At 36.9% G+C, this 26,287-nt stretch carries 20 protein-coding genes and 5 pseudogenes; 16 read left to right on the forward strand and 9 right to left on the reverse strand.

Annotation, left to right across the window (positions count from 1 at the left end):
* Positions 1-41: 41 nt before the first annotated feature.
* The gene (locus ICI50_RS03570) at positions 42-719 is read right to left on the reverse strand and encodes a formate/nitrite transporter family protein (protein WP_188891978.1); all 678 of its coding nucleotides are present in this window, start codon (positions 717-719) and stop codon (positions 42-44) included.
* Between the two features lie 17 nt (positions 720-736).
* On the opposite strand from ICI50_RS03570, the pseudogene ICI50_RS03575 reads away from it, so the two are divergent.
* The 4 genes and pseudogenes from ICI50_RS03575 to ICI50_RS03585 all read left to right on the forward strand — a co-directional run.
* Positions 737-1,234: pseudogene (locus tag ICI50_RS03575) on the forward strand (oligopeptide ABC transporter substrate-binding protein); the annotation flags it as partial.
* A 125-nt stretch (positions 1,235-1,359) separates the two neighbouring features.
* On the forward strand, positions 1,360-1,530 hold the full coding sequence (locus ICI50_RS03580) for a hypothetical protein (protein ID WP_156398511.1): 171 nt from the start codon (positions 1,360-1,362) through the stop codon (positions 1,528-1,530).
* Positions 1,531-1,542: 12 nt separating this feature from the next.
* Positions 1,543-1,701 (forward strand): annotated as a pseudogene (locus ICI50_RS11025) (Gfo/Idh/MocA family protein); the annotation flags it as partial.
* A gap of 3 nt (positions 1,702-1,704) precedes the next feature.
* The gene (locus tag ICI50_RS03585; RefSeq protein ID WP_420896593.1) at positions 1,705-2,349 is read left to right on the forward strand and encodes a Gfo/Idh/MocA family protein; all 645 of its coding nucleotides are present in this window, start codon (positions 1,705-1,707) and stop codon (positions 2,347-2,349) included.
* 178 nt (positions 2,350-2,527) lie between these two features.
* On the opposite strand, the gene ICI50_RS10780 is transcribed toward ICI50_RS03585, so the two are convergent.
* From ICI50_RS10780 to ICI50_RS03605, 3 genes and pseudogenes are all read right to left on the reverse strand, one after another.
* On the reverse strand, positions 2,528-3,091 hold the full coding sequence (locus tag ICI50_RS10780; RefSeq protein ID WP_244040344.1) for a hypothetical protein: 564 nt from the start codon (positions 3,089-3,091) through the stop codon (positions 2,528-2,530).
* An 8-nt stretch (positions 3,092-3,099) separates the two neighbouring features.
* Positions 3,100-4,063, reverse strand: a pseudogene (locus ICI50_RS03600) (NlpC/P60 family protein); the annotation flags it as partial.
* Positions 4,064-5,139: 1,076 nt separating this feature from the next.
* Positions 5,140-5,373 (reverse strand): annotated as a pseudogene (locus tag ICI50_RS03605) (transposase); the annotation flags it as partial.
* A gap of 274 nt (positions 5,374-5,647) precedes the next feature.
* Here ICI50_RS03605 and ICI50_RS03610 point away from each other — a divergent pair.
* From ICI50_RS03610 to ICI50_RS03640, 7 genes are read left to right on the forward strand one after another with little or no spacing between them, the layout of a single operon-like run.
* On the forward strand, positions 5,648-6,724 hold the full coding sequence (locus ICI50_RS03610) for a hypothetical protein (RefSeq protein WP_244040345.1): 1,077 nt from the start codon (positions 5,648-5,650) through the stop codon (positions 6,722-6,724).
* A gap of 37 nt (positions 6,725-6,761) precedes the next feature.
* Positions 6,762-6,965, forward strand: coding sequence for a helix-turn-helix domain-containing protein (locus ICI50_RS03615; protein WP_424991497.1), 204 nt, complete (start codon positions 6,762-6,764; stop codon positions 6,963-6,965).
* Between the two features lie 43 nt (positions 6,966-7,008).
* Positions 7,009-7,743: a methylase gene (locus ICI50_RS03620; protein ID WP_188891982.1), complete on the forward strand. Its 735-nt coding sequence runs from the start codon at positions 7,009-7,011 to the stop codon at positions 7,741-7,743.
* A gap of 2 nt (positions 7,744-7,745) precedes the next feature.
* Entirely contained in the window at positions 7,746-8,822 is a 1,077-nt protein-coding gene (locus ICI50_RS03625) for an Eco57I restriction-modification methylase domain-containing protein (protein WP_188891983.1), read from the forward strand.
* Positions 8,822-12,169, forward strand: coding sequence for a DEAD/DEAH box helicase family protein (locus ICI50_RS03630; RefSeq protein WP_188891985.1), 3,348 nt, complete (start codon positions 8,822-8,824; stop codon positions 12,167-12,169). Before ICI50_RS03625 ends, ICI50_RS03630 begins: the two co-directional genes overlap by 1 nt.
* Positions 12,170-14,140: a DUF262 domain-containing protein gene (locus tag ICI50_RS03635; protein WP_188891987.1), complete on the forward strand. Its 1,971-nt coding sequence runs from the start codon at positions 12,170-12,172 to the stop codon at positions 14,138-14,140.
* Positions 14,141-14,193: 53 nt separating this feature from the next.
* The gene (locus ICI50_RS03640; protein ID WP_188891989.1) at positions 14,194-14,793 is read left to right on the forward strand and encodes a hypothetical protein; all 600 of its coding nucleotides are present in this window, start codon (positions 14,194-14,196) and stop codon (positions 14,791-14,793) included.
* A gap of 442 nt (positions 14,794-15,235) precedes the next feature.
* On the opposite strand, the gene ICI50_RS03645 is transcribed toward ICI50_RS03640, so the two are convergent.
* The 4 genes and pseudogenes from ICI50_RS03645 to ICI50_RS03660 all read right to left on the reverse strand — a co-directional run bounded on the left by ICI50_RS03645 (position 15,236) and on the right by ICI50_RS03660 (position 18,638).
* Complete coding sequence (locus ICI50_RS03645; RefSeq protein WP_188891991.1) at positions 15,236-15,562, reverse strand: metal-sulfur cluster assembly factor; 327 nt, start codon at positions 15,560-15,562, stop codon at positions 15,236-15,238.
* A gap of 4 nt (positions 15,563-15,566) precedes the next feature.
* Positions 15,567-16,448 (reverse strand): L-serine ammonia-lyase, iron-sulfur-dependent, subunit alpha, encoded by an 882-nt coding sequence (gene sdaAA / locus ICI50_RS03650; protein ID WP_188891992.1) that lies wholly within the window; start codon positions 16,446-16,448, stop codon positions 15,567-15,569.
* A 14-nt stretch (positions 16,449-16,462) separates the two neighbouring features.
* Positions 16,463-17,124, reverse strand: a pseudogene (locus ICI50_RS03655) (serine dehydratase beta chain).
* A gap of 236 nt (positions 17,125-17,360) precedes the next feature.
* Positions 17,361-18,638 (reverse strand): ISL3 family transposase, encoded by a 1,278-nt coding sequence (locus tag ICI50_RS03660; protein WP_188891994.1) that lies wholly within the window; start codon positions 18,636-18,638, stop codon positions 17,361-17,363.
* A gap of 149 nt (positions 18,639-18,787) precedes the next feature.
* On the opposite strand from ICI50_RS03660, the gene ICI50_RS03665 reads away from it, so the two are divergent.
* From ICI50_RS03665 to ICI50_RS03685, 5 genes are all read left to right on the forward strand, one after another.
* On the forward strand, positions 18,788-19,438 hold the full coding sequence (locus ICI50_RS03665; protein ID WP_188891996.1) for an IS607-like element ISLhe9 family transposase: 651 nt from the start codon (positions 18,788-18,790) through the stop codon (positions 19,436-19,438).
* The gene (locus ICI50_RS03670; protein ID WP_244964963.1) at positions 19,392-20,954 is read left to right on the forward strand and encodes an RNA-guided endonuclease TnpB family protein; all 1,563 of its coding nucleotides are present in this window, start codon (positions 19,392-19,394) and stop codon (positions 20,952-20,954) included. Before ICI50_RS03665 ends, ICI50_RS03670 begins: the two co-directional genes overlap by 47 nt.
* Positions 20,955-21,300: 346 nt before the next feature.
* Positions 21,301-21,594, forward strand: coding sequence for a hypothetical protein (locus tag ICI50_RS03675; protein ID WP_023192717.1), 294 nt, complete (start codon positions 21,301-21,303; stop codon positions 21,592-21,594).
* 147 nt (positions 21,595-21,741) lie between these two features.
* Positions 21,742-22,038: a hypothetical protein gene (locus ICI50_RS03680; protein ID WP_023191368.1), complete on the forward strand. Its 297-nt coding sequence runs from the start codon at positions 21,742-21,744 to the stop codon at positions 22,036-22,038.
* Positions 22,039-22,173: 135 nt separating this feature from the next.
* A complete protein-coding gene (locus ICI50_RS03685; protein WP_188891998.1) occupies positions 22,174-23,409 on the forward strand; it encodes an MFS transporter in 1,236 nt (411 codons plus the stop codon).
* 56 nt (positions 23,410-23,465) lie between these two features.
* Here ICI50_RS03685 and ICI50_RS03690 read toward each other — a convergent pair whose 3' ends face one another.
* Positions 23,466-26,102 (reverse strand): cation-translocating P-type ATPase, encoded by a 2,637-nt coding sequence (locus ICI50_RS03690; RefSeq protein WP_188892000.1) that lies wholly within the window; start codon positions 26,100-26,102, stop codon positions 23,466-23,468.
* Positions 26,103-26,287: the final 185 nt, after the last annotated feature.

Consider the following 26,287-nt stretch of genomic DNA (forward strand, 5'->3'; position numbering starts at 1 on the left):
TTAAAAGCTTGGCTTTTAGGTAAGCCAAGCTTTTTTGCAACTTATTTTTCTGTTTGTTGTTTAACTCTTGATCCTAGCCAATATGGAAGAGCAACAAAGACAACTCCGCCGAGGATATTTTCGATGCTGACCCAAAGCAAGTTATACCAGAGACCACTCATCGTCACAGTACCAGCACCTTGAGCTGGATTAATTAATGCAACGATTAAGGTGGTCATGTTGGCAACTGAGTGTTCGAAGCCGGATGAGAAGAATGCGAGTAGACACCACCAGGCCATAAGCAATTTAGCAGTATCATCTTTAATTTGGAAAGTTGACCAGACGGCTAGGCAAACTAAGATATTGCATAAGATACCACGGAGAACTAATTGAAATGCTGGAGCTGACATCTTAGCGGCGGCCGCTTTAGTGAAGACTGCAGCGACTGCAGGAATGTCAAAGCCAGAGGCCGTAAAGAGCCAATTTAAAAGTGTGGCGCCGACTAAATTGCCTAGCCAGCAGATGATCCAGAGGCAAATAGCTTGACCAATGGAAATTTTCTTTTTAAACATTCCCGCACCCATCACAAAGTTATTGCCAGTAAATAATTCAGCGCCAGGTATGATGACTAGACTCAAGGCAACACCAAAGATTAGTCCTTTAATTAAGCCTGCTGCGGGATTTTTACCTAATTGAGCACCAATGGTGAAGGCCAACAAGATACCAAAGCCGATATACATCCCTGCTAAGATGGATAGAGCCACTTAAAATTAAATTGGCTGCAATGAGCGGTTCAGCTGTCCAAGAGCCAATTGTACAAAATTACATTCAACAATGGCATAAGATCGGTTTGAATGTTAGTTTAACCGGTGGTAGATTAATGGAATTCAATTCTTTCTATGATAAACTTGATCATGATGATAAAAATATTGACATGTTCATGGCTGCTTGGTCATTGTCAACTGAACCATCACCAAGAGGGATGTACAGTGAGACCAATCCGATGAATAATTCAAGATTTGTAACTAAAGAAAACAACAAGTTGCTTGATGAGATTGATTCCACCAAGGCTTTCAATCATAAGTATCGGGTAGCTGCCCTTCATAAGTGGCAACAATATATGAATGATGAAGCTTACATTGTACCCTTGACTAATTCATATTCAATTCAAGCAGTTAATAAAAAGATTGTGAACTACTCACTTAAACCATCTGCTGCTAATAGTCTTTGGTATAAGGTAGGGTATGCTAAGTAAAAATTAGCGAAAATAGAATTTTTGACTAAAGATAGCATTTATTGAAAACGTCTTGCTGAAAGATAAAGTATAATTGAAATCACCAAATTATTGTTGATGTTTTAAGAAAATGCGAGGTCAAGGAAATGAAATATAAATGGGGAATCATTGGAACAGGATACATTGCTGGTCGTATGGCAGCAAACTTACGTGATCATTATTCTCCTGCTGTAGCAGTAGCTGCTAGAAATTATGATAAGACAAAGAAATTTGCCCAAAAATATCAGATTCAACAAGCTTGGCCAACTCCCACATAATTATTTGCTGATTCAGCAATTGATATTGTTTATATTGGCACACCTAACAATACGCACTATGATTTCATTAAAAAGGCGCTGCTTGCGGGAAAGCACGTTTTGTGCGAGAAACCAATGGTGATTAACAGAGAGCAATTTTTAGAATTAGTTAACTTAGCTAAAGAAAAACAATTAATTCTTGAAGAGGCATATACACCTTTTCATATGCCAGTCATGAATAAGATTAAAGAGGCAATAGATGCAGGTAAAATTGGTAAAGTATGTGAAGTTCAAGCTAATTTTAGTGCAGCAATAAAAAATCCTAATCCTAAGGGGAGATTGTACAATCCAGCTCTTGGTGGTGGAAACTTATTAGATATGGGCTGCTATCCAATTTGTTTTGCTCAATTATTTATGTCAGTTACTAATCTAAAAATTAAGAGTGACGTGCAAATGGGATCAACTGGAGTTGATATTGCCTCACAAATTTTGCTCGAAAATGATAAGCAGCAGTTCGCGCGTTTATCGTCGTCATTTCGTGATTTAATGCCTAAGATTGGTGTGATTGCAGGAGAAAAAGGTTACATTATTGTGGATCACTTCTCTCGCAGCGACCATGCGACGATACACTATTTAAATAGTAAAACTGAAGAGATTAATGCTGGAGATAGCGAACAGGCTTGGCTTTATGAAGCGTACGATTTCGAACAATATATTGATGCAGGAAAAGATCGCGGTGAATTAGCGATGTCATATACGATTATTAAGATTATGGATGTATTGAGACAAAGTTGGAAGTTTAAATATCCCAATGAACTAAAAATTCAAGAAAATAATTAAACTACATATTATGTATGCATAAAAATAAAACTACTGACATATCAACGTTTTTAACGAAGATTATCAGTAGTTTTTATTTTATATTTCATTATATTAAGCAAATGAACGAGGATTTACATCGTGCGCATATTCTTTTAATTCTAATAAACTATACTTCTTACCAAATAGAGTATTTTTATCAGGAACTAAACGATACGTATTGTTTAGTTCCTGATAAAAATTTGTTGTTAAACATTTTTCTCTTTTTACCATAAAGTGTATGTTGATTCAGCCATTGTTCTGCTTGATTTCTTGATAAATATTTCATGAAATCTTCCTTTCCTAAATAGTCAAAGTAGCTGTAATGCTTGGTGTGAGGAATTTTACGCACATCTTTAAGCATGACGCCATTTTTGTTAAATAGGTACCAGTAACCATTAATCTTTTTTAGACCCTTGATTGCGGAACCATTTTTTAAGTAGTAGGTATTGCCATTAGTTACTTTCCAGCCGCTATTGTTTTTAGCTGGAGTATTGTTTGAATTTTGGGTGGTCTGATTCTGTTTATTTTCTGAGTTTTGAGAAGAATCAGATTTATTTTCTTGCGTATTATTTTGCTGCTGCGTATTACTGCTGGTCTGACTGCTTTGATTATTCGTTTGGCTGGTCTGAGATTGATCAGTTTCATCAGCTTTAACTGTAGTAGAAAAGCCAGTGAGCAAGAAGCAGGAAATAATACTAATGAATACAATTTTTGTTTTCATAATAAGCCTTAGATGAATGGACGCTTAATTCCGGCAATAACGTTACGTTGACTGTTGGAAATTGGAGCAACCATTACACATGGTGGCCAACTTTCGATAACACGGTTGTTACCTAAGTAAATAGCAACGTGCCAGATAGTGTGTGTACCTGGTTGGTAGTAGAATACCAAGTCACCACGTCTTCTTTGAGAATATGCCACACGCTTGAGGTGCTTGTCTGCCCAAAGGTTGCGTGAGTTCCATTCGTTGCCTGGGTGAGCGTGACCGATTGAGCTAGTTGGGACAGGACTAATTCCTCCAGCGTACAGCCCTTGCATTACTAAACCAGAGCAGTCTACACCATAAGCGGGACTTGAAGAGCAACCTGCAAGCCATGGCTTACCCATATATTTGTAAGCTTGGTTAATCATTGCTTCGACGTGAGCTTTTCTGCCTTGCCAAGCCTTAGCCTTTAATGGGGCAACATAACTATCAATGCCGTACCAAGACTTTTTAGAAAAGCCCATCTTTTGCCAAGTCTTAAGGTTAACATTACCAGTTGCCTTTAAACCATGATGACGTTGGAAGTTCTTAACTGCATTGTAAGTAGCTTGGTTGTAGTAGTTCTTGCCATACCAAGTACCCATACGGTGCATTACTTTCCAAGTTTTAATACCTTCGTATCCGCGCTAAAGGTTGTAGCCAACGTGACCATATGGCTTGATTTGAGTGTAATGAACTTGATGATAGCCTTTAGGATTTTGGTAACCCTTAACTTTGGCAATCAATGATTTCTTAGCACTGATGTACTTGCCGTTGCTTAATTTTAAGACTGGAGCACTATCAGTGGGAGTGACCAACTTGCTAGTTAAGTAGTGATATCCGTTTTTAGCATGATGATCAACTTGAGTTAAAGCAGCATTCCTTATAGATAGTAGCATTGTGCTTTAAGCGAATGATCTTAGGATTAGATGAGAGATAATCGCTCTTATTGAAAGCTGGAGCTTTCTTTTCTGTAGTAGAACTTTGAGACTGATTAGAGTTCTGTACTACTTGAGTATTTGATTGAGCATCGCTAACAGCATCGGCTTGAACGTGATTAGTAGAACAATTCCTGCACCAAGCAAAACTGCCACGATAGCTGTGTTCCACTTTGTCTTTTTCAACATATATTTTCTCCTCCATAATTTTTGGGAATTCATTGGTTATTTTACTCGTGTTTTAGAAGTTTTTAAATTAGGAAGGAAAAATTTAAAATGAGTAGAAGATATAAATAAAAAAGAATAAAATAAATAGGATGAAACTGAATAAATTTTAGTTTTCATAAAATTGAAATGGCTCAATGATAAGGGATCTTTTAGTGTATTCTCCACGTATGTGGAGGTGATCCTAACTTCTCCAGCTAATGCATGAGGCGTCTTACGTATTCTCCACGTATGTGGAGGTGATCCTAACGTTTTTGTTTCGTTTTCACTTGAACGTAAGTATTCTCCACGTATGTGGAGGTGATCCTAACGTTTTTGTTTCGTTTTCACTTGAACGTAAGTATTCTCCACGTATGTGGAGGTGATCCTAATCTTGTAACTCACCAAAAGTATAAGCATCAGTATTCTCCACGTATGTGGAGGTGATCCTAATCTTGTAACTCACCAAAAGTATAAGCATCAGTATTCTCCACGTATGTGGAGGTGATCCCATCATTAAAGTCAATGAAATATGTAAATAATAGTATTCTCCACGTATGTTGAGAGTGTCACTGTCCTGGAACGTACAGAAAAATAGCTTGCAAACGCCGGTGTAACGGCATTTTTAGGTGATCGGAAGTGTACTGATTCTGGCTTTAACGATTGGAATTAGTACACTTTTTCTATTTGAAGCTGGCGGGTCGAGTGTTCTATGTCCTATTTCGATAGTCGAGTAGACGATTGTCCAGTTTGGCAGGTCGTGTCGATTAGGGTAGTGAAAGTAGAGGTGAGCCTTGATATGGTAGCGTTTGTGGTATGTACGAATCGGTCAGTTTGGTACTAAGGATTGAGTTAGGCAGATTGCAAGAAATAACTTGAACGAATTTAGTGACGTAGATTAAGCAAGAAGATCTCGATTGGTGTATGCCAATTAAGACATTTAAGTGGCCGTGAATTCAGATACCAATTGATTTGAACCAGTTGGTAATCACTTAGTTCTTCAATGGCTTGTCCCTTGGGAATAAACCGTCGCAAAATTCGGTTACGGTTCTCATTACTACCGCGTTCATGTGGTGAATAAGCATGGGCAAAATAAACCTGAGTACCTGTTAGCTGTTCAGTAGGAAGATTAATCCTAAATATGTACTAGTTGATTTAGTGAAAAAAGGAATAGCTTTTCATATTGGGGAATTACCAATTGATGTCCGAACCAAAATTGAAGAAGCGTACCGTAAGGGAATCCTAAAGGTTTTTTTGTACAAGCACTTTACTAGAGGGGGTAAATTTACCAGCTGACAATATTTTTGTTACTTCACTTAGCAATGGTAAGAAGAAACTAAACCAGTTGGAGTTCTTAAATTTAATTGGTCGGGTTGGCAGATTAGGCCACTCTATGATTGGCAATGTTTTTCTTATTACCGGCGAAAAAGAGAAATCGCACAGTAGCTTAAATTCTTATTTGAAGTATTTAATCAAGAAACTAAGCAATGAGGATCTATCTGTAGAAAAAGCATTAAAACCTAAACAAGTAGCAGCAATTAAAAAATCATTAAGTACAGGGGATATTAAACTTTCTGCAGTAACGGATAAGAGAAACTACAACTTACTCAGAAAGATATCTTTAATCTATATTAAAGAACTAAATCATGGCCAAGAAGGATTCACTCGAAAGCAATTTAAAAAGAAAATTTCAGAGAATGATGAAGCAGTGATTATTAATGCGTTGCATTCTAAATACCCTGATGAATTGCAGGATGATATAAACTTTTCTGCTGACCAGTCGAGGTTGTTAAAGAAAGCAATAACGGGTGAAGAAGTTAAGGGATTTCCTCAAATATTTAATGATCAAAATAAGCTAAATGTTGAAGGGACTTATCAATTCTTCCTAAAATTAGCGCATATTTTTAGCTGGAATTTGTATGAAAGAAAATTTATTCATGCTGATTCAGATGAAAATATACAACATCAGACGTTGGAAGATTATGCCAAATTAACCTTGATGTGGATTAGCGGATATAGCCTTAAGCAGATCTGTGATTTTGTTATTGAAATTCGCCAACGAGATTTTCAATTTCTTGATAGATTAGATCAAAGTCGAAAGTTAGTATGGAACATTAATTGGGATACTATTGCGATCAATATCACTATGAATCAACTGAACAAACTGAATTTTGTACTAGGAAAGTATTTTCTCAAAGTTTCAAAGGAACTGTCCGCTAATAGTATTCCTTTAGATAATAATTGGTACCAATACCTTGAATATGGAACTAGTAATGATCTTCGAATATGGTTACAACAAAATGGATATTCTCGGGAGTCGTCGCAATATATAGAGGACAAAGCGGATGAATTTATTGTTAACGGCCCCTTTGGACCATTAATATCAAATAGAATAGACGATGCTAACGATCCGGATGATATCAATGAAACAAAAGAGATAAAAGTTAATGTGCCAGAAATATTCAATTAAGTAAATAAAGAGAGGAATAGTTTGGATAATGAGTGAGATCAGCTTTAGGTACAATAAATTATGGAAGCTATTAATTGATCGTGGCATGAAAAAGAAAGATCTACAACAGGCTAGTGGAGTTAGTGCCGCTTCAATTGCTAAGTTGGGTAGGAATGGTAATGTTACGACTGAGATATTACTAAAGGTTTGTAAGGCCTTAGACTGTGATATTAGTGACATTATGGAGATCGTACGAAAGTAACAGAAGGAATAATAAAGGAGGATAGAGGTGATATTTATTTAAAATGAGCAAGGAAGAAATAAGCCTTTTCGATGATCAAAAATTTGAAACTGATCATAAAAAATTTGAATTAAAAGCAATAGGTGATGATGGTCACCTAATTAAATCTAAGGAACGAGTTCAACATCATGGTGAAGTTTTTACCCCTAAATGGATGGTGAAAAAGATGCTGTCTGAACCAGCCATTCAAGAAAAATTGCACGATCTTCATGCCACGTTCTTTGAGCCTAGTGCGGGAGAGGGAGCATTTTTGAAAGAAATCCTACATCAAAAGCTTAGCTATGTAGATCAAATATCTAACAAGATTACGTGGAAAAATAATGCACTGTGGGCTTTGATGAGCATTTATGCGATTGAGTTGCTTCAGGATAACCTAATTAGAGCTAAAAGAGCGATGATAGATGTTTTTATAAATCACTATCAAACGTTCATGCAAAAAGCACTCAGTAGTAATACTGATCTATATAAATCGGCACGGTATATTATCGATGTGAATATTGTTCAGGGAAACACACTGACTTTCAAGAATTCAGAGAATAAGTTAATTGAGTTCAGGGAGTGGATCCCATCTGGAAATAAGGTAAAGCAGAACACATTCACGTATAAATCATTGTTTAACAACGATGATATGGATGATTTAAACGCCAACGAAGGACAATTGAGCCTATTTGATGATTTTGAAAATGGTGATTCTAAGCAGAATCAACCGGTGCAGTTGACAAAAGTATATGAGGTGTAAAAATGGCTAATAAGAAATTTAAGTTTGATGTTGTAATCGGTAATCCACCTTATCAAGAAGAAACTTCTGAGTTAAGTAGGAAAAATGGTCAGAAAAGCGTAAAAAATATTTTTCAATTGTTTCAGGAACAGGCTGATAAAGTAACAAGAAAGTGCGTTTCTCTAATTTATCCAGGTGGTAGATGGATTCAGCAATCTGGAAAGGGAATGAAAAAATTTGGACTGATCCAAATAAACGATCCGCATCTAAAAGAGGTAACGTTTTATCCTGATGCAAATGAAATTTTCGATAAGGTTGGAATTGCTGATGGGATTTCTATAGTTGTAAAAGATATGAATAAAACCACCTCAGGGTTTAAGTATATTTACTCTAAGTCAGGTAAAACTAAGAAATTAAATTTAGATAATCCTGGAGAACAAATACTTCCGTTGAATCCTGCTGATTTATCCATGGTTACAAAAATATCAGCGTTTGTAAAAAAGTTTTCTTTAAATTATTTACATGACGCAATACTTCCAAGATCGTTATTTGGAATTGAAAGTAGTTTTGTCGAGGATAATCCTAATAAAATTCATCCCTTTAAACGGAATTTTGATGATAAAAAATATGTAAAGTTATTTTCTAATGATAAAGCTGGTAAAGCTGGAAGGGCTACATGGTTTTTAGCTGATTTAGACTCTATCCAAAAAAATAAGGACTATATTAGTAAATTTCAAGTGGTAGTTTCGAGTGCAAATGCTGGTGGCCAAAAACGTGATAACCAAATATCTATTATGGATAATCATTCAGCTTTTGGTAGATCAAGAGTAGCATTGAGGTCGTTTGATACGTTGGATGAAGCTGAAAACTTTATGAAGTATGCTGAATCTAAAGTAATTAAATACACTTTTTTGTTAACAGACGAGGCATTATCGTCTCTCGCAAAATGGGTTCCTGATGTACTAGATTACACAAATAACAATAATTTGATTGATTTTGCTCAAGATATTGATAAACAACTTTGTAATCTCATAGGTTTCGGTCAAGAAGAATTTAAATATATCAATGATAGAGTAAATAGCATAAGGAGTGATAAATAATGAATACTCCTAAAATTAAATCGTTTAAACGAATCATTCCCATGATTTACGCTTATACTACTCCTAACGATATTTCTCACAATGGTTGGACCAAGATTGGTTATACCGCTTATCAATCTGTGGAAGACAGAATTAAGCAGCAAAGTCATACTGTTGATGCAAAGACTAAATTGTTATGGCGCGGCAACGCCCGGTATGAAGACGGAACCGATGAGACGTTTACCGATCACGATTTTCATGATTACCTGACACAGAAACGTCATATTGGGCGTAAGCCAAAAACAGAATGGTTCCATATTGATGGCCGAACTTCCCATCAATACTTCCACGAATTTGCTGATCGTGATTATGGGAATGTTCAAGGTAATGATAAGCATGTTCAGTATGAGCTTCGTAAAGAGCAGCAAAAGGCAGTTGATCAAACAATTGCTTACTTTCTTAAAAATGGTGAAGGCAGCGAATTCTTGTGGAATGCTAAGCCACGGTTTGGTAAGACACTCACTACTTATGATTTAGTCCGTAAGATGCAAATGCAGAATGTACTGGTAGTTACAAATCGGCCTAGTATTGCAAACTCCTGGTTTGATGATTTTGACAAATTTATTGCTTGGCAAACTAATCTTAAATTCGTTAGTGAAACGGATGCCTTAAAAGATAAGCCAGTACTTTCTCGTCAGGAATTTATTGATTCCATTTCTGATGGCAATGATTATGGTCAGGTTGTTTTTGAGAGTCTTCAAGGGTTAAAAGGTTCGGTTTACTTTGGTGGAGAATACGACAAATTAAAGTGGATTGAAGATCTTAACTGGGATTTATTGATCATTGATGAGGCCCATGAAGGTGTGGATACTTATAAGACGGATAAGGCATTCGACAAAATCAAACGTAAGTATACACTTCATCTTACTGGTACGCCGTTTAAGGCCCTAGCCAAAGGTAAATTTGCTGCGGATCAAATCTACAACTGGTCTTATGCTGATGAACAGCAAGCCAAAGCTGATTGGAATGAAGATGCTGAAGGTGGTAGCAATCCATATGCCGTAATGCCACGCTTAAACATGTTTACTTACCAATTATCAGAATTGATGGCAGACACTTTAAAACAGGGTGTTGATTTAGACAATGGTGACAAAGCAGATCCAGCATTTGATTTAAATGAATTTTTCAAAACGCAGAATGGTAAATTTGTTTACGATGAAGCAGTGGATCATTTTCTTGATACATTGACTACTGGAGAAAAATACCCATTCTCAACTCCAGAATTAAGAACAGAACTTGCACATACTTTCTGGCTGCTTAACCGAATAGATAGTGCTAAAGCTCTGGCAAAGAAATTGAAGCAGCATCCTGTTTTTAAGCATTATCATATTATTCTTGCGGCGGGTGATGGCAAACTTGATGATGACCAATTAAATGATGATCAACTTGAGAAGGCCAATGAAAAAGCCATTGATAAAGTTCAAAAAGCAACTAAAGAATACGATAAAACTATCACTTTAAGCGTGGGCCAACTGACTACTGGTGTAACAGTTAAACCTTGGTCGGCCGTTTTGATGCTTTCAAGTATGAAGAGTCCCGCCGAGTACATGCAGGCTGCCTTTAGAGCACAAAATCCATATACTTTTGAGCGCAATGGCGAGTTAATGCAAAAAGAAAATGCCTATGTTTTTGACTTTGATCCAACTCGGACACTAACTATTTTTGATGAATTTGCTAATGATTTAATGGCTGAAACTTCAAATGGCAAGGGGACCGCTGCTGAGCATGAAGCAAATATTCGTAAACTGCTGAATTTCTTCCCGGTTATCGGTGAAGATGGCGATGGCAAGATGGTTGAACTTGATGCTAAACAGGTTATGTCTATACCTCGTCAGTTAAAATCACAAGAAGTTGTTAAACGTGGTTTCATGAGTAACTTCTTGTTTACTAATATTTCTCGAATCTTTGCAGCACCTGCCGAAGTACGTGAAATATTAAATGGTTTAGTAACAGCTAAAGAAGGGAAAGCAAAAAAGACTGAGCAAAATGCTATTGAAGGTGCTGAAGAAGTTTCAGTTAATGATGATGGTGAAGTTGAAATTCCTAAAGAGAAAGTAATTGGTAAATCAAAAGATCTTTTTGGTGACAAAGTTTACTCTGACTTAGGAAACCAGTTAGTAGACTCAGTTTCTGATGCTGACAATACGGACTTTAAGTCAGCAGCTAAGTCTATTTCTAAGAAAGTCAATGATTCTCTAAATAAAGAAGTTATTAATAGAGTCGCTAATGATTATGGCTTGTCCAAGAGAGAAGCTAAAAAGCAACAACAACAGATTGAAAAGGAAAATGAACAGGCATTAAATAAGATTGCTGACGAGCTTAACGATCAAAAGAAAGTAGCCGAAGTTAACTATAAGAAAGAACAAGCAGCTGCACGTGATCAAGCAGAACTTAATGAAGCTAAAACAAAATATGAAACTACTGTCCAGAATATTATGAATGATTTTAGCAAAAGAGTACAAGATCACGTTAAGAAGACGGTTGAAGATGTTCCAGCTAAAGTGGTTGAACGTGTTGAAAAGCACGAGGAAGAGCAAAAATTAAATAATGTTGAAGAAGATGCTAGAGCACACCTGCGGGGTTTTTCTCGTACAATTCCCAGCTTTATTATGGCTTACGGTGATAAGAATTTAACTTTGCAGAATTTTGACGATTATACCGAGGATGATGTTTTCAAAGAAGTAACAGGCATCACGGAGGATCAATTCCGTTTCTTGCGTGATGGTGGTGATTATGTTGATGCCGAAACCAATGAAGAGAAACATTTTGATGGTCATTTATTTGATGAAGTAGTGTTTAATGACTCTATTAAGCAGTTCCTTGAAAAAAAGGACCAATTAAGTAATTACTTTGATGACAATAGCACGGAGGATATTTTCGATTATATTCCTCCACAAAAGACTAATCAGATTTTTACACCAAAAGCAGTTGTTAAACATATGGTGGATGATCTGGAAACAAATAATCCAGGTATTTTTGATGATCCTAATAAAACATTTGTTGACCTATATATGAAGTCAGGGCTGTATATTACCGAAATTGTTAAGCGATTATTTCGCAGTGAGAAGATGAAACAGCTCTTCCCAGATGACCATGAACGTATTAAGCATATTATGGAACAACAGGTATATGGCTTGGCACCAACGAGGATTATTTATTTGATTTCGACTAACTATATTTTTGGATTTGATAAAGAACTGAAGAATAGTTTACTGGAAAAGCATTTTAAACAGATTGATGCTGCTAAATATGCCCAAGAAGGTACTTTGCAGGAAGTCGTCCAACGAGAATTTGGGGAGGAAGAATAGATGAAAGCTGATAGTATCCATCTGTTTGATTTCCTAGGAAGTGGGAAAACTATTTTTGAAATCCCCGTTTTTCAGCGAAATTATGAATGGGATAAAGCACAGTGTGAGCAGCTTTTTAAGGATTTAACGATAGCTGCACAAAACGATACTGATCATTTTATAGGCGCGATTGTTTATGTTACTGAAACTGGAAATAAGATGAGTCATATCTATCGCATCATTGATGGACAGCAACGTTTAACTAGTTTGACTCTGCTACTAAAGGCATTATCAGATGCTGATAAACAAGACCGAGCTGAAATTGAGGAAGAATATTTAACCAATAAATATCTGGATGATAATAATCACCTTAAGTTAAAGCCGGTCGAGCATGACTATGAAGCATTTGAATCTGTTATGAATGAAATGACTGATTACGATCAGCCGTCAAAAGTCATCGATAACTATCGACTGTTCCAAAAATTGATTAGTAATTCAGACATTGATAGTTCTAAATTGTATGAAGCAATGAATCACTTCAACATGGTTTATATTGAGTTAAGTAGTGACCCTAATGAAGAAAATCCGCAAGTCATTTTTGAAAGTTTAAACTCAACTGGGCTTTCACTCTCATCCTCGGATCTAGTGCGAAACTTTCTTTTAATGAAACTAGATTCGCAGGAGCAGTCGGACCTTTATAAAAAATACTGGGTTAAGATAGAGCGGATGTTTGCAACTAAGACTTTTGCAGAATTTATTCGACATTACTTAGTGGTAAAAACTCATGTATCGGTAAAGAGAAATAATGTTTATGGGAGTTACAAAGACTACTTTATTGCTGAAAAATTAAATTCTGAAAACGCATTAGCGGATTTATTTAAGTTTGCCAACTATTATGACCAGATACTAAACCATAAAACTGAAGATAGTGAATTCAACAGGATTTTGGACCATATTAATGTCATGGATAGTAAAGTAGTGTTCCCTTACTTGATGTTACTAATGGATTTGATAACCTCTGGTGAAATTGATCAAGGACAAGCTAATAGGTTAGCGCATATTTTAGAGAGCTACTTATTCCGTTTAAAGGCATGCCAATTGCCAACAAATGGCTTAAATAAAATTGTTGTTGGACTTTGTGATTTATCAAAGGTAAATGGCAATTTAAAGCTAAGATTGCTACGCCTGCTAAAAGCAAATTTCCCCGATGATCGTAAATTGTCCGATAGCTTGATGGAAGTAGATCTTTATCACCAAAGAAATCACTTAGCTAAATTAGCATTGGTTATTCTGGAAGAGCACCATACTAAAGAAACAATTGATTTTAACGATGCGCAAGTAGAACATATTATGCCTCAGCGTTTAAATGAAGAATGGCGATTACAAGTTACCAATGCGGATAAGATCAAAGAGCAATTTGGTGGCACACTAGGTAATTTAACTCTTACTAAGTACAATCAAGAAATGAGTAACAAGCCTTATAATGAAAAAAGAGAATATTATCAAGATTCAAACGTGTTCCTTACTAGAGAAGTAGCGAAGACTTATGACCATTGGGGCAAGGACACCATCACTGACCGCACTAGAAAGCTTACTGATGAGCTAATAAAAATCTTCCCAATGCCAGACATAAAAGAGGTCGGTGAAGATGAGATTACTGGTGAATACACAATAGCCCAAACAGTTGATGTCACTGGTAAGAAACCTGTTCAGATTACTATTAGTGGAGATGACTATTCGGTAAAGACCTGGCGTCAAATGTTAGTTGCTTTTCTGAATGATATTTGGAATAAAGACAGTTTGAATTTTGACCGCATTAAGGAAAATAGGCAGATTGATAGAATGTTATTTAGAGTTAATAGGAATCCGGAAAAGTTGGAAAATGGAACAGAAATTGAGACCAACTTCTCGGCTACTGTTATCTTAGCCATCATTGCAAAAATATCTGAAATCTGTGATATTACGGATCAAGTATCTTATACAGTTAAGTAGACAATTTTAAGGGTATTAGCAGTGACAATTTACTGCGAGGGGGATGATAAAAGTTGAGTAATAGAATTGAAAAATTAGAACCAAAAGAATTTATCAAGAGATTTGAGCAACTTTTGCTTGATAAAGAAACAAATAGAATTTTAATTCGTGGATATTTTGATGATGATAAATTACTTTTAGTGTTTAGTTGCCTTTATGATTTGAAAGAATTTAATAAGGGTACTATTGTAATTGGTAACACTACTGTTCCTAATGAAAGGGAATTCCTTGAAAGAGGACTTCGCAAAGTAGTTCCAAGATTCAATTTAAGAGATTCATTTAACGTGTATGGGATGATTACTAATTTTGTGCAGTGGAGGAGAAATAGAGACTTTCCATTCGGATTTGATAAAGATTTTGCAGTTTTTCATCCTGTGCAGTCTGTATTAGATAGTACAGATTTCCCCCAATTTTGTGCTGCATTAAAAAATGTCAGAGCAAGGAAAAATATCCTTATAACCACTAATGATGTCAATAATAATGCTGAAAAACTTTATCCATATATAGATTCGACTCTTATTTTGGATACAACAAGTATTAATAAAGAACATGAAAAAACTTACAAGGTAATTCAAAGTAATCTTCAGGCTGATCACAAAGTTTTACCATATTAAATGTCAAATGACTTTGTTCTTCCGCAGACACTCTGATTTTATTTTGAAACTTATATGTTCCCACAAACCAACAAAATCCGTGAATTACTATTCATCACTAAAATCCTTCAAGATTCAACATTTTAGATTCGAGTAAACGGATGTACTGCTTTTAGTTGGATAGCCCAAACCGCCTTAACCAGCGGATAATTAAGAATGTGTAATTGATCAACTAAGCTCGTGGGTGGAGGTGATCCTGTTCCAAATGGTTGTGATAGATGGGGAATGATGTATTCTCCACGTATGTGGAGGTGATCCTTAACCCCCGACCCACAAACGCAACCACAGCCAGTATTCTCCACGTATGTGGAGGTGATCCTTAGAGAATATCAAAAGAAGCATCCCAAAAAGCGGTATTCTCCACGTATGTGGAGCAACCAAAAACAGGACTAACTCAACCAGATTAGTCCTGTTTTTCATCTATATTAAAATATTTCTTCGCTGCATCGCTCATGCGATCAGGCGTCCAGACCGGATACCAAACAAATTCAACATCAACATTTTTTACTTCTGGCACTTTTTTAACTGCCTGAGTAATACTATCAATTAGGTAGCCATTTAACGGACAAGTAGGGGTAGTCAAAGTCATATTGATTAAACAGATTCCATCTTTGTCCAGATCGATTTCATAAATTAAACCTAGATTGACTACATCAACATTCAATTCAGGATCGATAACTGTCGCCAATTGATTGATAATATCGTTTTTAATTGTTTCACCGTCACGCATTTTATCACGCATCCTTGCCAAAAATTTTAGCTTTGATTGCTTGGCCGGTTGGAGTACCAGCTAAGCCGCCGATTCCGGTCTCACGCAGGGATGCTGGCATTTGATGACCAACTTTTTTCATAGCATCGATACATTCGTCAGCTGGGATCACGCTAGTGCATCCCGCAAGTGCCATATCCGCCGAAATCAGGGCATTGCCAGCACCGATCGCATTTCTCTTAACGCAAGGGACTTCAACCAAACCGGCAATTGGGTCACAGACCAGTCCTAGCAGGTTAGACATAGCGATGGACATCGCTTGTGCGCTCTGTTCAGCACTACCGCCAGCCGCTTCAACTGCAGCAGCGGCGCCCATTGCAGATGCACTACCAACTTCAGCTTGGCAGCCACCAGTTGCGCCTGCAATTTCTGCGTTGTTGGCAATAACTAGGCCGAATCCGCCCGCCGTAAAAAGAAAGCGAATCATTTGCTCTTCACTAAGATCCATTCTTTTTTCTAATAAAAACAAAACACCAGGCAAAGTGCCAGAAGATCCCGCAGTTGGAGTAGCACAAATTACACCCATTGAAGCGTTGACTTCGTTAGTGGCAACAGCATTTTGTACTGCGGCCATAATTGTGTCACCAGATAAAGTATGGTGGGTTTGACGATATTTCTTGATTTTGACGGCTTCGCCACCGGTTAAACCAGTTTTTGAGAAAACGCCATCGCCACTTTTTCCTCGTTCTACGGCGGCACGCATTGTAGCTAAATTATGTTTCATCCGGTTCCAAACTTTTTGTCGTGGTAAACCAGACAGCTTGCATTCTTGTTCAATAATCAATTCTGAAATTGGTTTTTGCTGTTTTTCAGAATCAGCAACGATTTCTTTAATGTGGTTATACATAATTTTGCTCCATTTTAAAGCCAAATAATATTTTCAAATTTTTCTTTTAATTCTTTTACTAAGGCAGGTTTGAGATAGTTTTCGACGTCATATTCGTAAATATTGCAATCCTTAGTGTGAAAAATTCTCTTTTTACTAAAAGGAGCTTTTTCTTGCAATAAAGAAGTCAAATTCTGCTCGTTAAGTATCTCTTTTTCATAATCAAGCCAAATGATAATTGGCAGTGAGCCTGTCGGAGTGATCGCGGTATCGTGAATTACTAAATGACGAATTTCGATCGATCCACCACCGATAGAACAGCCTGATATTTGTGCTTTTTTGGTTCCGCTGGACATGTCTAAAATTGCTGTATTGGGATGATCAATTGGACTGGGGCCATCTTCTTCGACAAAACGAATGTCAATGCCGCGTTTTTTAGCAATTTCGGGTGCATTGGGTACGCGTAGATCATCTGTGTCAAAGCCTAAAATCCCTGCGGCAATGGCATAGTCTGTACCATGGCCACGGTGCGTTTGGGCGAAAGAGCCGTAGTAATGCACTGTTACTTTTCTAGGAACTCCTCCAAACAGCTTGTTTCCAGCTCGGCCGATTGCAACAGCACCAGCTGTATGTGAACTAGACGGTCCTACCATACCGGCCCGATAATATCAAATACACTTTTGTAACGATTCGTCATTTTTTAATCTCCAAGTAAGTATTCTGCTTTCATTATAGCGAATTATTACTAATCAATGTATTATTTTAATAGTAATTAAAAATTAGCTAGGGTTATCAGCAGTTAACAAAATAAATATTAAAAAGTGGCATAATCTGTTAATTTATGTCAATAAGTGATATAATCTCCTTAACGAAAGTTGAGGAGTTTTTTTGGCTCTTTGTCAAATCCTGTTGATAGAGAGTAAATGAATAGAATCAGGCAGTCATTAAAAGGCTGTTTGGTTCTTTTTCTGTATATTGATTTTCCTCTAAACGAATTCTGGTTAATAAATTGATAAAATTGGAATAGCCGAAAGCTGTTCGTTCGATTTGCTTGATTTTGCGGTTGAAGCCTTCAAGACAGCCATTAGAATAAGGCAGCGCCGCACCGTTAAGCACCGCTTTTAGATTGTATTTAAAAGTTAGCAGCGTCTTATGCATTAGGGTTCCAATTGAATCTTTGCTGGTAATCAATGATTTAAGCTCTTGAGTGTTGTTTGTTTCAATTGCTTGAATAAAACTCTGCATCAGGTTATATGAGTTCTCTAAAGCAGTATTGGCACTGATGCCTTCCATGACTACTTGAGCTTGTGTTAAGCAGTCTTTATAGTGCCAGTTGTAGCGAGGATGAATTTTTTCCAATTCATCATATTTCTTCAAGTATAGCTTCCAGGGAGATTTGAGCAGCTGATACTGTCTGGATCTTTTATCAAAGGTCTTCATGACTTTAACTCTGAGCGAGTTAAAAGAACGAGTAAGCATTTGAATCATGTGAAAGCGATCGATGACAATCTGAGCATTAGGGAAACAGGCTCTGACAATGTCCTGATAGTAAAAGTTGAGATCCATCGTAACGGTTCTAACGTTGGCTCTGGCTTGAGGCGAAAAACGTCCAAAATACTTAAGCAGATTCTTCTTATAACGCGTTCTAAGAATCTGCACGACTTGATGACTATCGCCGTCTAAGCAGATAAAGTGCAGCTGACGATCAACGCCTTTGAATTCATCGAAAGCCAAATGAGCTGGCAGATACTCATAGCTGTCAAGGAAACGGTGAGAGCAGCTGCCTAAAACTCTTTGAACCGTGTTGACAGAAACATTGTTTTCTCTGGCAATGCTGGTCATCGAACGATCTTCAGTTAACGCAGACAAAATTTTTAGCTTAGAGGCATTAGAAATAGAACAGTACTTGCTTGCCAATTCTGATGGGGCCATTGACCAGCGACTGCAATCACGGCATCTAACTCGCTGCTTAGCCAGTCTAATAGTTACTGGATGGCTGGCATTAGCTGTTAAATAGCGAATGTTGGTAATCAGATGTCCATTATGCAGGAGAGCCAAGGAGCCACAGTAAGGACAAGCAGGCTGAATCAATTCTGCTTCATAGATTTTGTGCTTTTTCATCTGGACCATTTTGTAGAAATAGTCTTTGAAAACAATATTTTTTTCTTTAATATCAAGATCAAATTTAATACAATTATTAAAAGAGGACATAGAAACACACCTTTATTTATAAAATGTTTAGTAGGATAGATTTTTTATTACAGGGGACTATGTCCTCCTTTTTTATGCAATAAAAAACCTGTTAACAGCTTATCATATTGATAAGTCATCAACAGGAAAAATTATAGAGCCGTTTTTTTATGGCATCCAATAAACAATTACCCAAGTATTTATCTATCGGACAAGCTTCTAAATATTTAAATATCGCAATTCCTACTCTAAGGCTGTGGGAAAGAAAAGGAATTATTAAGCCAATCAGAACTGCTGGAAATCAAAGAAGATATACCCCGCAAATGCTGGATGATGCACTAGCAGGGAAAAAGCCTGCCAAGCCAGTATCCAAAGATAAATTGATAATTGGCTATTGTCGTGTCTCTTCTGCCGGACAAAAAAATAATTTAAAGCGTCAAATAGCAGTAGTTACTAATTTCTGTGAAATGCAAGGCAAGCCGTTTAAGATTATTTCTGATATTGGTTCAGGGCTTAATTATCACAAAAAAGGCTTAAAAGAGCTGATTCATCTGATCTGCACCCAGCAATGCAGTCAAGTAGTAGTCAATTATCAGGATCGTTTAGTTAGATTTGGTTTTGAATTAATTGAAGACATATGCCAAGAAAACGATGTTGAAATAACAGTTATTAATCAAACCAAAGCCGAAAGCTCTAATGAAGAGCTAGTAGACGATGTGCTTTCAGTTATTACTGTTTATTCTGCTAAGCTTTATGGAAAGAGAAGCCATCATAATGAAAAGATCATCAAAACCAATCAAGAGCTATTCAAAGACCGTTAGAGCATACTCGCTTAAGCTTGATGAAGATACTTATACTAAATTAGATCAGCTTTTTATAAATTATGGCAAATGTCGCAATATGTTTCTAAATCAATATTGTGGCATCAGTCATATGCTTGATGTTAAGCAGTATCGCAAATTACGTGATCAAATTAAAGGCTCTAAGCAAAACAAAAAGTATGTAGCCAAATACAATTTCTTAGATAAACATTGGTGTTACGCATTAAGCGATGCTTGTGCCAACATCAATTCGATGTGGAGTAATTTAGCTAACCAAATTCGTAGAGTCGTGCAAGCAAATGAGGCAATAGATAAAGATGAAAGACACTTGATCTACTATCTGCTTTCCATTAGAGAGTTGTGGTATTATGCCTTAACCAACAATCAAGCAGTACTTTTAGATTTGTCTCACGGATTGCAAAAGCACCTAGCAGAATTAGAAGAAGCTGTTACGCCTAAACAAAGAAAACATGCTTATTCATATTTAAGCAGATTAACTAGACGCTATAAATATACTCCTCGAAAGCATCATAGCTTAAATAAATCTATGACTTATGATGAAAGCATGTACAAGTTTACCGGCGATCAGCTAGAAGAGCTTGCCATTTCATCGCATGTATCAAGAAAGAGATTTAGTTTAAAGCTGACAAGTCCATGGCATTATCGTTTAAATGGCAATTTACAAATTATCTTAGATCGCGATAAAAAGCGGATTGAAATTCATAAGGTAATTAAAGTTAGACAAAAGAAAGAATATCAAGCAGGCACTAAACTCGGTATTGATAAAGGGCTTGCCACGCTGGTTTCTTGCAGTAGTGGTCGTGAATATGGCAAAGGTTTTAGCCAGTTTACTAGACCTGAAATTGAACAGGAAAGCCAATACTTAGCTAGACGCAATCCTTATTACGGTTATCGCTATCAATTAAAGAAAAAGCTTAATCAGCTAAAAAACGCCAATATACCTAAACAAATTATCAAGAAAAAGCAATTAACTAGGCAATTAAACAAGTTGAACGCTAATAATATTGGTCATAAGCGCAAAGATAAGCGCCACGCATCTTATCATGCTTGTCTTGAAAGCAAAATTAACCATGCAATTAAAACAATGATTAAGCTGGAAACACCAAGTTTGATTGTTAAAGAAGATTTGACCTTTACTAAGGAAAAAATAGCTAAGAAAGGCAGTAAATATGAACGCCAAGTTAGACGCAATCTTTCCTCATGGACTAAAGGAGTATTAAATGAACGTTTAGAGTATTATTGCCAGCAATATGGCATTGACTTTAAAGACGTTAACCCAGCCTACACTTCCCAATATTGTCCAAATTGCGGACGGCACTTTATCGTAAGATTTGGCAAGCACAATGAAAAGACCTTATGTCCTAATTGTGGAGAAATGGACTGTAATATCGCTGCATCAAAGAATATCCTAGCAAGAGCCACAGATAAAGAAATTACGCTTTATACGCCATATAAAAAAGTAAAAGCAATTCTTGATCAAAGAATTGCCAGTTAAGAAGAATTATTAAATAAGTCGACTGCCACAAAGCGAAAGGCGGAATGCCTCTCCTTTTATCAGCTAAGCTGAGGACATGTCGCAAAGGACTTTAAGTCCATTCTTAGAGCTAGGGAATGTTCCTAGGCTAAAGAAAAACAAGAATCAAAGAACCTTCATGTGGGGCAGATCAAAGCCAGTCCCTATTAATAGGGTAATAGAAATATTAACCGCGCCGCGTTCAACCGTACCCACAGAGCTTAACGCTTAAAAAAATCGCTCTAGCAAAAGCTAGGGTGAGTGAGACATGATAAAAGCTATTAGGAATATTAGTTTTTATTAGGTTTTATAATTCGGGTTGAAGATAATGAATAAAGAAAAAGATGAATTGAAGAGAAATTTAGAGAAGGTAGCGGAAGAACAGGGTGGTCAACAAGCAGTGTCTTATCAAGACTTGTTTAATCCACGATTCATGCAAAAGAATACTCATTTTACTACGATTGATGTTTTTGTAAGAGAATTAGGTGCAAAAAGTTTTCCTGATATTGAACAATTAGGTCAAAAAGTGGTAGATAATTTTGTTAAGAAGGAAACTAATTTTAATAGCTGGGAAGAAATGCAACAGCGTGCAGTTAGCGAATATATGAGTAGTTTGTTTTAATGAGATAGCAAATTAGTAAAAACAGATAATAGTTTTTGTTCTTATTTTGTAAGCGCTGTAACTTAATATGCTGTCATAGACATGAAGGATAAATTTGTAAACTATTGATAGTTATGAACTTATATTCATAAGTTCGGAGGAAGTTATATGACAGACAAAGAAATTTTGCAAAAGATTGAACAAAAAGTTAAGGATTCAGAAAATTGGAGCGTTTACCATCATTTAACAGATAATCTAGGATCACCTGCAATAATGCTTCGTGAAGCTAATACTAATGCAGATAGATTAGGTGTTAACATAGATGTCTTCAAAGGATATGCTTATTTATTCTTAGACAACGGAACACCTGCAGAACCAGGCAAGCCATTTTCTGTTCAAACGTTAAGTAGTTTGAATGCATTGACAGAATTGCTTGACATAGTAAAGCCTTACATTAAAAGATAATAAATTCGTTGATCGTTTAAAATGCCTCACATTGTGGGGCATTTTTTATAGCTAATTTTAAATTTTCTTAAAGCATTAAGTGATCCTTTTCACATATAATAATTAAAGACTAATTTTTAGAAAGTTGGAAAAGAAGTGACAAATAAAAAATCATTTTTTCCTTGGTGGATATTTATTGTTTGTTGTTTTATCTCAATGATTGGGTTCGGCCTATTGGTTAACACAATTGGGTTATTCTTCGGGCCAATCAGTCAAGAGTTTAATGTAGGCCGTGCTAACGTTGCACTAATGACGACGTTCCAGAACGCGGCAGCCGCAATTGCTTTGCTTTTTGCAGGTAAAATCATGGAAAAGGTAAACTTACGCTGGCTCTTAACTGCTTGTTTTGCCTTAATTGCCGTTAGCATGCTTAGCTTAACATTTGCCAATTCATTAGTTCATTTTTATCTTGCTTGGACAATCATTGGGATTTGTCAGCCAATCGCAATTACTTTGTCAATTCCTGTTTTGCTTAGCAAGTGGTTTAACCAAAAGCTCGGTACAGTGATGGGAATTTCGCTTGGACTGTCTGCTTTAGGTGGAACAATTTTTAATCCGATTATTGCCGAAGTGATTAAACAATTTGGTTGGCGTGGCGGCTTCGTTGGAGAAGCAATGCTAATTGGGCTAATTTTGGTTCCTTTAGCTATTTCTATTAAGCCTGAACCAACGACGCAATATCCTGCATATGGCAAGGCAATGCGATCAAGTAAAAAGGTGGCTTTAACAGGTTTAAGTTTAAAGCAAGCTTTGAAGATGCCAGTATTTTACGCTGTAGCTTTCGCTATGCTTGCACTGCAATTTGTTTCTGGTTCTGTCCAACATATTTCAGGACATATTACTAATATCGGAATTTCACCGATTACTGCCGCAACTGTTGTATCTGGAGTAATGATTGGTGCCGCAATTGGTAAGATTTCTATCGGTTATTTTCTGGATAAGTTTAATGCCAAGTTAGTTTTAGCCGTTTACTCTTTATTTGGTGTAATCGGTTGGGGCGGCCAGGCAATGCTTAGAGAAAGCAATTTATTGATTTTAGCTGCTGTAATTCTAGGTTTAGGTCAAGGAGTTTGCTTGGTTGCTTTACCATATCTTATTCGTCAAATCTTTGGTGAAAAAGATTACAGCAACATTCTTTCTGTCATTAATATGATCGGTGCCTTTGCAATGTCAGCTTCAGTTTACCTGATCGGTTTATTCTTTGATCAAACTGGATCTTACAATTTAGGATGGATGATTAACGTTTCAGCATTTGCGCTTAGCTTCATTGTGATCATGATTACATTGGGTAAAAAAGAAAGTGCTAACTCAGATTTAGAAATAGTTGAGTAAAAAGAAAAAAGCTTCGTCTCATTAAGAAACGAAGCTTTTTTGCATGCTTAAAATTATTATCTATTTTCGTTAACTACCTTAACAATTTGAATGATTACAGTTGGTATTACTGCAAGACCAATAATCCAAAGAAGTTGATTGCCAGTTAAAGGAGTTACTGCAAACAACCCGTGCAATGCAGGTACAAATAAGATTAATGCTAAAAGCAAAGTACCTACGGCAAATGCAGCTAAGCTGTACCAGTTCTTCTTGAAGCCAATCTTGAAAATGCTGTGTTGTGAACGGCAGTTGAAACCGTGAAGTAATCTAGCAAATGTCAAAGTAGAGAAGGCCATCGTACATGCAACAGCTGGACTAGTTTGACGACCAATCATGAAGGCGGTAATTACGCCGACTGCAATGATCAAACCTTGAAGTCCTACCTCGGTAACTAATGACTTATTCAAGATACCAACCTTAGGATCACGTGGCTTTCTATCCAAGATATCAGGAGCACCCGGTTCAACACCGATTGCTAAAGCTGGAAGAGAGTCAGTAACTAAGTTAATGAACAGTAATTGCACAGCGACAAATGGAACTGAGAAGCCACCGATTGAGGCAAATAATACTGTGATGATGGCTGACAAGTTACCTGAAAGCAGGTACATAATAGCATTTTTAATGTTTTCAAAAACAGTTCTACCATTTGCAACAGCCTTAATGATAGTTGCGAAGTTATCATCAGCCAAGATCATGCTGGCAGCATCTTTAGATACTTCTGTACCTGTGATACCCATAGCAACACCAATGTCGGCTTTCTTCAAAGCAGGGGCATCGTTAACACCGTCACCAGTCATAGAAACAATGTGATCTTTCTTTTGCCATGCGTTAACGATCCTGATCTTGTTTTCAGGAGATACACGAGCATAAACGGCGATTTTTTCAATCTTTTGCTCAAGCTCTTCATCACTCATCTTATCAAGTTCAAGACCAGTAACAGCCATGTCGCCATCATTGAATATGCCGATCTTTTTAGCAATAGCAACTGCAGTAACCTTGTGGTCACCAGTAATCATTACAGTGCGGATACCAGCCTTTTTAGCTCTGGCAACAGCTTCAATACTTTCTTCACGAGGTGGGTCCATTTCAGATACCAAACCAATGAAAGTAAAGCCGTTTTCTGTTTCAGGGGTTAAATCTTCATCGCTTTCTTTATAAGCGAAGGTCAAAACACGCAAACCATTTTCTGAGAAGTGTTGGTTTTGAGCTAAGATTTGCTTCTTATCTTCTTCAGTGATTGGGCGAACTTTATCATCTAATCTGATGTTGACGCAGCGATCAAGCAAGACATCGATTGCACCCTTAACGAAGATAGTAGGAACTGTATGAATCAGGTGCTTAGTACTCATCAATTTTCTGTCAGAGTCAAAAGGAACTTCTTGCTTACGAGTTAACAGTCCTCTTAAATCTTCTTCTGATATGCCTAAACCTTTATCACCTAAGTCGATACCAGGTACTTGGCGGTACATTTCTAATAATGCGTATTCAGTTGGGTCACCGATTCCCTTACCATCAACTAAGCTAGAATCGTTGTTTAACACTGCATCATATAGTAAGTAACGGTGCAATTGATTGTCTAGATTAAGTTGATTTGGCTTAAGGGTTTTGCCACCGATATAGATATCTTGGACTGTCATCTTGTTTTGAGTTAAAGTACCGGTCTTGTCAGAACAAATAACTGATACTGAACCAAGTGATTCAACGGCAGCCAAGTTTTTAATAATGGCATTTTCCTTAGCCATTTTTTGCGTACCCATAGCTTGCACGATGGTTACGATTGAACTTAAAGCTTCAGGAATTGCGGCTACAGCCAATGCTACTGCAAAGAGCAGGGCATCCATAATTGGCTGACCACGCCAGATTTGCAAACCAAGCACGATAGCACAGATGATTAAAATTGCTGTAGCTAGTTTAGACGAGAACTTATCCAGTGAAATTTGCAATGGGGTACGACGTTCCTTGGTTTCATTCATCAAGGAAGCGATCTTACCGATTTCTGTGTTCATCCCTGTGGCGGTAACTACCACATTAGCACGACCATAAGTTACTAAAGAACTCGAGTAAACCATGTTAATGCGATCGCCAAGCGGCATTTCGTGATCAAATTCTACATCTGCCTTATCAATGTTGGTTGATTCACCAGTTAAAGAACTTTCATTAACTTGCAGTGAGAAGTTGTCCAAAATACGGCCGTCGGCTGTGACCATGTCACCGGCTTCTAAGAGCATAATATCGCCGGGTACAACATCTTTTGAATCAATTTCAATCTTTTTGCCATCACGCAAGACCTTGGCGCTAGGCGAGGACAGCGACTTTAATGATTCAAGCGATTTTTCAGCCTTGATGTGCTGCACAGTACCTAAAATTGCATTCAGGATTAAGACAGCGACAATTACCAAAGTACTTTCAAGTTCGCCAGTAAAGGCAGAAATGACAGCGGCGATAATTAAGATAATTACCATTAAGTCTTTAAATTGTTCTAAAAAGACCTGCAATGTCGTCTTCTTTTTGCCTTCAATTAAGGCGTTCTTGCCATACTTAGCTAAGTTGTCCTTAGCCTGCTGAGATGATAAACCACCGCTAGCCGTCTTTAATTCTTCTAAGACTTTAGCTTTGGTCTGTAAATAATATTGTTTCAATATAAGACCCTCCATTAAACTTCAGTAAGTCCCAAACAAAAAAGAGACTACTGCATAAACTTAAGAGCGTTTATGTAATAGTCTCACCATTTAAACTCACAGCGGAAATTGCTTTCGTGACTTGACGCCATGAGTACAATTATTTGTCGGTTACTCCCTATATGTATACTAAATTTATATCATACATGTATCTTTTTTCA

This window comes from Lactobacillus kefiranofaciens, assembly GCF_014656585.1.
Taxonomy (GTDB): domain Bacteria; phylum Bacillota; class Bacilli; order Lactobacillales; family Lactobacillaceae; genus Lactobacillus; species Lactobacillus kefiranofaciens.